Source organism: Streptomyces sp. RP5T (genome assembly GCF_003933965.1).
Taxonomy (GTDB): Bacteria; Actinomycetota; Actinomycetes; order Streptomycetales; family Streptomycetaceae; genus Streptomyces.
The window spans coordinates 1-6,275 of the sequence record NZ_RSAJ01000487.1; the positions used below are offsets into that span (position 1 = coordinate 1).

Genomic DNA, 6,275 nt, shown 5'->3' on the forward strand with positions numbered 1-6,275 from the left:
CACCCGAACCGTCCCGTTCCCCGGGCACGACCAAGAGCTCCGTGTGCTGGACGTCGTCGGCGACGGCGACTGCTTCTTCACCTCGCTGCTCGCCGGCCTGCACCACCAGGGCCACGGCTCCGCGCTGACCGCGATGGACGTCCCGCGGCTGCGGCAGCACGCGGCGGGCCGGTTCCGCGGGTCCGCGCGGTACCGGGAGCTGAACCGGCAGGACGCCCTCGACGTCCTGGTCCAGGACCTCGACGCGGACACGCTGTCGGCGGTGCTGGGCACGCCGCCGCCCCGACTGTCCCGCGAGCAGAACGAGACGGTCGACAACCAGCTGCGCGACAACCTCTACCGCGACGAGCTGCGGCGGCTCGCCGACCCCGCCGACCGGGCCGTTCTCGCGGACCTGAACCAGACCACGATCCGTGCCCTGCTGCCCGGTTACCAGCCGGACGTGCGCAGGGCGCCGCGCGCCGAGCGCGAGCGACTGGCCGCCCGGCTCCAGGCCGGCACGATGCGCACCCAGCTCCGCGAAGGGCTGACCGGACACGACTCCGCGCGGGCCGAACAGCTCTGGACCCGGCTGCTGGAGGCGCGGTACGAGCGGTGGGCGAGGCGGCATCCACGCCTGGCAGACTTCCGGCAACGCCGGCTCGGCGACCTGGTCGCCGACTCGATCCGCAGCACCGACCTGTGGGCGACGCCGTTCTTCGACTACGCACCCGCCGAGATCGCCCACGCACTCGGCCTGAACGTCACCGTCGTGGAGCACCAGGACGGCGCCACGCGGGACACGCCCCTCAACTCCGGTGCCGGCAGGCCGCTCTACGTTCACTACAACGGCACCGATCACTACTCGGCAATCGGGAACTCCCCGTCCCCCGCCCTCGCCCCGACCCCGGAAGCACCCGCCGGCGAGGCGTTCGTGCGACCGGCGACCACCAGCGGCCACCGTGCCGAGGAACTGGTCGGTCTGCTGCGCGGCCAGGACGGCCTCGCCGTCGAGGACCGCGTCCTGGACCGGCTGCGCACCCTCAGCTCCACGACCGTGGACGCGCTGCTGAACAGCGGCGGCAAGGGCGGCGCCAAGGGCAAGGGAAAGCCCCCGAAGGGCGAGAAGGGCGGCAAGCCCGCCTCCGAGTCGTCCTCCCCGGCGCCGGGCCCCGGCTACAAGAGGGTGATCACCCAGCCCGGTTACGCCACCGGCGACCAGTTCGGCATCGCCGCCGCCCTGCACGGTGACCCGGACCTGCACGTCATGGTGGACAGCGCCGAACCCGGCACGGACGGCCGGGACAAGGGCCCGGAGATCGCCGCGTTCTACCGGTCCAGCGGCATCTCGCCCGAGCGCATCCACCTCCAGCGGGGCCCGCAGACCAGGACCGCGAAACAACGGTCCGAGGAGATCGTGCGGCAGATCAACGCGGGTACCCAGGGCTTCGACGGGCTCAGCAGACGACAACTGGGCCTCCTCAGCGTCCCCGTCGGCACCGGGACCACATGGATCGGCGACCACTTCAGCCACCCCCTGCGGGCCACGATCCGGCACGGCTGGCGCCTGGACGACGCCGGATTCCCCCCGGAGGACCAGGCGAAGGTCGCCGCCTGGCTCGCCGCCCGGGGCATCACCGTGGACCCCGGGCGCAAGGTGATCGTCCTGTGGTCCCGCTTCAGCGGCAAGCGCGGCGACATCCACGTCGAGCACGACACCAGCTACACCGGCATCGACCAGCTCCTCACCGGCATCCACGAGCGCACCAAGGACGACCCACCCGGCCCCCTCGTCATCATCGCGGGCGACGCCAAGGTCAACGACAAGCGCCCCGACCACTACCCGGCCCTCACCGCCCGGCACTGGAAGAACGGCCTGGCCGTCCACGACCTCACCGACTTCTGGAACGACCGCAAGGGCGTGGCCACTTGGGGCGGCGACACCCGCACCGGCCAGATGCGGCTGTACGAATACCTCCACCGGCAGAGCGGCGGCGATCTCAAGCACCTCGGCTTTCGCAGCGGCAACCTCGAAGCCATGGCCCTCTCCGGCCACCAGGTCCGCTACCTGGAGGAGCCCGGCAGCATCGGCGGCGAACGGATGGCCAAGTGGCACGCGCACAACTCGACCTCCGCCGTGCAGACCGGCTACGAACGCATTCTCATCAGCCGGCCGCCCACGCTCTCCGGCCAGATCGCCGTCGAGGCGCGGGCCACGTGGGAGAAGAAGGAGAGGGAGTACGGCAAGAACCCGACCGATGCCCGGCAGAAGGCGGAACTCAAGAACCTGGAGCAGGACTTCAAGCACCCCAAGTGGGTCCTCGGCAAGCTCAACCAGCGGGGCATCGACAAGCCTCTCAAGGACCCTGCGACCAGAGGCTTTCACGAGGACGACGTCCAGAAGATCACCGAGTACCTGGTCGGCGGCCCGCATCCGGCGCCCACCCGCCTGGTCACCCGCCCGGTGACCGGTGGCGGGAGGCTGCGGACACTCACCGACGGCGAGGTGCCGGACACGGCCGTCAACGGCTACGGCCTCGGCGGGGCCCGGGGTCAGGCCACCTTCACCCCCGCCGACTGGGCACGGCGTGAGAGGCGCTACCCGACGGTGACGGCCACGACCGACTACGCGGACCACCGCCCGCGGCGCGGAGTGCTCGTCGGCGGACCCAAGGACGTGCCCTGGAAGAACAGGAAGGTGTCGTTCTTCGCCGCGCACGGCAAGCCGACCCGGGTCGAACTCGCCCTGGACCGGCCCCACATGAACGGCCGCCCGCACCGGGACGGCGCGCACACGGTCACCGTCAGCGGCCGGGAGCTGGGCCGCTACCTGGTCCGCTGGGGCGGACTGGGCCCCGCCGGCGAACCGGTCGTCCTCTACTCCTGCTCCACCGGCGCCTCCCCCACCCACGGTGGGCTGCCGGTCGCCCAGCACGTCGCCAATGTGACGGGCCGCCCGGTGTACGCGCCGACCACCAAGGTCGGTACGGCGTTGGACGGTTCGGGCCGGGTACGGCCGATCCTCGACGTCGAGTCGGAGACCGGCGAGGTCGTCGCGGGCCGGTGGCGGCTGTTCCTGCCCGAACCGTCCGGCACCGAACTGGCGGGACTCGCCCGCGCGGCGGGGCAGCACAGGGGCGACGGCGCCCCCGACCCCTGGGTCACCCGGCGCACCCTCCAGTTCGTCCGCACCCTGCGCGGGACCACCGGCCTCCACACCGGCGCCGACCCCGAGCTGCTGCGGGGGATCGGCGCCCTGGAGAGACTGCGCTGGGAGAGCGGCACCTCGCACCCGTACACCGACGCCCGGATGACGACTGACCTGCTCACCCGCATCACCCGCCGCGTCCTCGGCCTGCCGGGCACGGTCACGCCCACGCCGGGCCAGTACCGCGCGGTCCTCGCCGCGGCCGCCACGGCGGCTCCGGGCACCGCGCCCGACCGGCTGGTCGTCCAGGGCGCGCCGGCCGCAGGTGCCGGGAGCCTCTCCGGCGCCGGGCGGCCCGCCGGGAGGAGTGCGCACGCCCGGGACCCTCTGTGGGAGGGCGGCGGCAACGGCAGCAAGAAGGGGAACGGGTCCGGCGCCTCCTCGTCCAAGCTGTCCAAGGAGGAGAAGGCGGCCCTTCACTCCAGGAAGGCGGAGCCCGACCCCGGCCTCAAGAAGGTGCTGCACCACCCGGGATACGCCACCGGCGACCAGTTCGGCATCGCCGCCTACCTTCTCGGCGACGAGAACCTGCACGTCGTGATCGCGCGGGACCCCGACAACCCTCGGGACCGCAGCGCCGACATCGCCGCGTTCTACCGGGCGAGCGGCATCACGCGCGACCGTATCCGCGAAGTGGACGTCACGGCCGACACCGATGGTGACGCACACGCCAGACTGGTCTTCGACGAGGTCAACGCCAAGGCTTTGGCAGGCCAGGCCGCCCCTTCGAAGTCCAAGCTGAAGAACCTCGTCCTCGGTGTGGGCGGGGGCACGGAGTGGATCGCCGACCACTTCTCCACGGAGGTGCGGCAGAAGGTCCGCGCGGGCTGGGGGCTGGACGACGAACGCTTCCCGCCGGAGGACCGGGCACGGGTCGCCGCCTGGCTCGCCACCAAGGGTGTCCGTGTGGATCCCGGGCGCAAGGTGATCGTCCTGTGGTCCCGCTTCAGCGGCAAGCGCGGTGACGTCCACGTCGAGCACGACACCAGCTACACCGGCATCGACCAGCTTCTCGGCCGCATCCACGACCGTACGAAGGACGATCCGCCGGGACCCCTCGTCGTCATCGCGGGCGACGCCAGGGTCGACGGCCGGCGCCGCCACCACTATCCGGAGCTGGTCAGGGAGCACGCGCTCGCCGGCCTGGACGTCCACGACCTCACCGACTTCTGGAAGGACAAGGCCGGCACGGCCACTTGGGGAGGCGACACGCGCACCGGCCAGATGCGGCTCTTCGAGTACCTGAACCGCGAGAGCGGCGGCGACCTCACGCACCTCGGCTTCCGCAGCGGCAATCTCGAAGCCATGGCCCTGTCCGGCCACCGGGTCAACTACCTGGAGGAACCGGACAGTTTCGGCGGCGACCGCATGGCCCGGTGGAACTCCGACAACGCCAAGGCCAAGGCCCCGCTGAAGACCGGTTACGAGCGGATCGTCATCGAACGGTCGCCCACGCTCTCCGGCCGCGTCGTCCTGGAGGCGCGGGCCGTCTGGGAGCAGACGAAGGCCCTCCACGGAAAGATCCCGACCGAGGAGCAGGCGGCCGAACTCAAGCGACTGGCCAACGACTTCAAGCACCCCGGATGGGTGCTGGCCGAGCACGACGAGCGCCGGGCCAAGAAGTCCCTGAAGGACCACGGAACCAAGGGCTTCACCGTCCGGGACCTCGACACGATCACCGCCGCCCTGCTGGCCCCCGCGCCGACGCCAGCCGCCGAGACCGCCGCCCACGGCGCGGTCACCGAGGATCTCGACGACACCGTGCCCGCGGGTATCGGCCCGGACGACCCGGACTTCCAGTCGCTGGAGGTCACCCACCAGGACACCGCGGGGCTGACGGTGGGAAGCTCGGCCGCCGCTACCTGGGCCCTCACCCCGCAGACCCCGCTCCCGGTGCGCGAACTGGACCTCGGCACGGCGGACTTGGACAGGCTGCTCAGGCGGATCGGGCACCGCCTGGACGCCGGGTCCCCACTTCATGACCTCACATCACCCAGCAGGAACAGCAGGAGCAGTACGTGATCAGCAATGAGACAGGGCGGGCCTCTCAACTTCCGCCGAACGCACCGCCGTTGCCGCAGGACGTCCGCGAGGCGGCCCGGCTCGCCCCCGACCACTGGCTCGGTGTCGTCGACCCCGGCTGGCGGGGCGAGGGACCGCCACCGCACTGGGCGGTGGTCGGCGAGTGGCGGTCCGGGCTCTCCGGCGAGGTCGAGGAATGGCAGCCCAACGAGGAGTACCGCCCCTCCCCCGCCTCCCTCGGCTGGCCCGATCCGACGGACCCGGTGGACGCGGCGGTCCAGGCGGCGGTCACGGGATACGCACCGGTCACGGAGGCCGTACGCGCTCTGGCCGGGGCGGAGGTCACCTTCCTCCGCACCCGGGACGGCCTGCCCCAGCCGCTCATCTCCTCCGACGGCACCCCGACCGTCCCGGTCTTCACGTCCTCCGCCCACCAGCCCTTCGCCCTCTCCCTGACGCATGCCACCCTCCCCGCCACCGCCCTGGCGGCCTACGGCATGACGCTCACGGTGAACCCGGCGGGGCCGGCCTGCCTGGTGGTGACGGCGGCCGAGGTGTTGGAGTCGGCGGCCGCTGCGGACGCGACCCCGGACCGGGCTTCGGGCTCCGGCTCCAGCTCCAGCTCCAGCTCCAGCTCCAGCTCCAGCTCCAGCTCCGGTGCAGTGGGGGGTGCCGAGTGACTGCCTCGTCCCACGACCCAGAGGCCGAGGCCTCGACGGCCGCTTCCGAGGCGGCCGGGGCAGAACTCGGACCGGTGGAGTCCGGACGGGCGGAGCTCGACCCGGCGAAGTCAGACCGGGCGGAGTCCGCAGCCACCGCGCGCACCGCGTCCCTCGCGCTCCCCCGCCGCCTGAGGGGCACGTCGGCGATCGCGGAAGCCTCCGCCGCCGTCGCCCGCCCACAGTCCGGGACGTCGTCCGGCACCGCCGACACGGTCACCGACCCGGCCGAGAACGCACCCCCGCTCTCGGCAGCGGCGGCGGAGTTCGCGGCACTCACCGCCTCCGCGGAGCCGCTGCCGACGGCCGCCGCAGGTACCGCACGCAGATCACGTACGGGCACATGG

Annotated in this window: 2 protein-coding genes and 1 pseudogene; all 3 read left to right on the forward strand. The window is 72.5% G+C overall.

The annotated features are described in order from the left end of the window. Positions 1-43: 43 nt before the first annotated feature. Positions 44-5,209: a hypothetical protein gene (locus EHS43_RS34220; RefSeq protein WP_125194534.1), complete on the forward strand. Its 5,166-nt coding sequence runs from the start codon at positions 44-46 to the stop codon at positions 5,207-5,209. After that, a complete protein-coding gene (locus EHS43_RS34225) occupies positions 5,206-5,889 on the forward strand; it encodes a type VII secretion system-associated protein (protein ID WP_125194535.1) in 684 nt (227 codons plus the stop codon). The genes EHS43_RS34220 and EHS43_RS34225 overlap by 4 nt, the downstream gene beginning before the upstream one ends. After that, positions 5,886-6,275, forward strand: a pseudogene (locus tag EHS43_RS34230) (hypothetical protein); the annotation flags it as partial. The gene EHS43_RS34225 and the pseudogene EHS43_RS34230, both read left to right, overlap by 4 nt.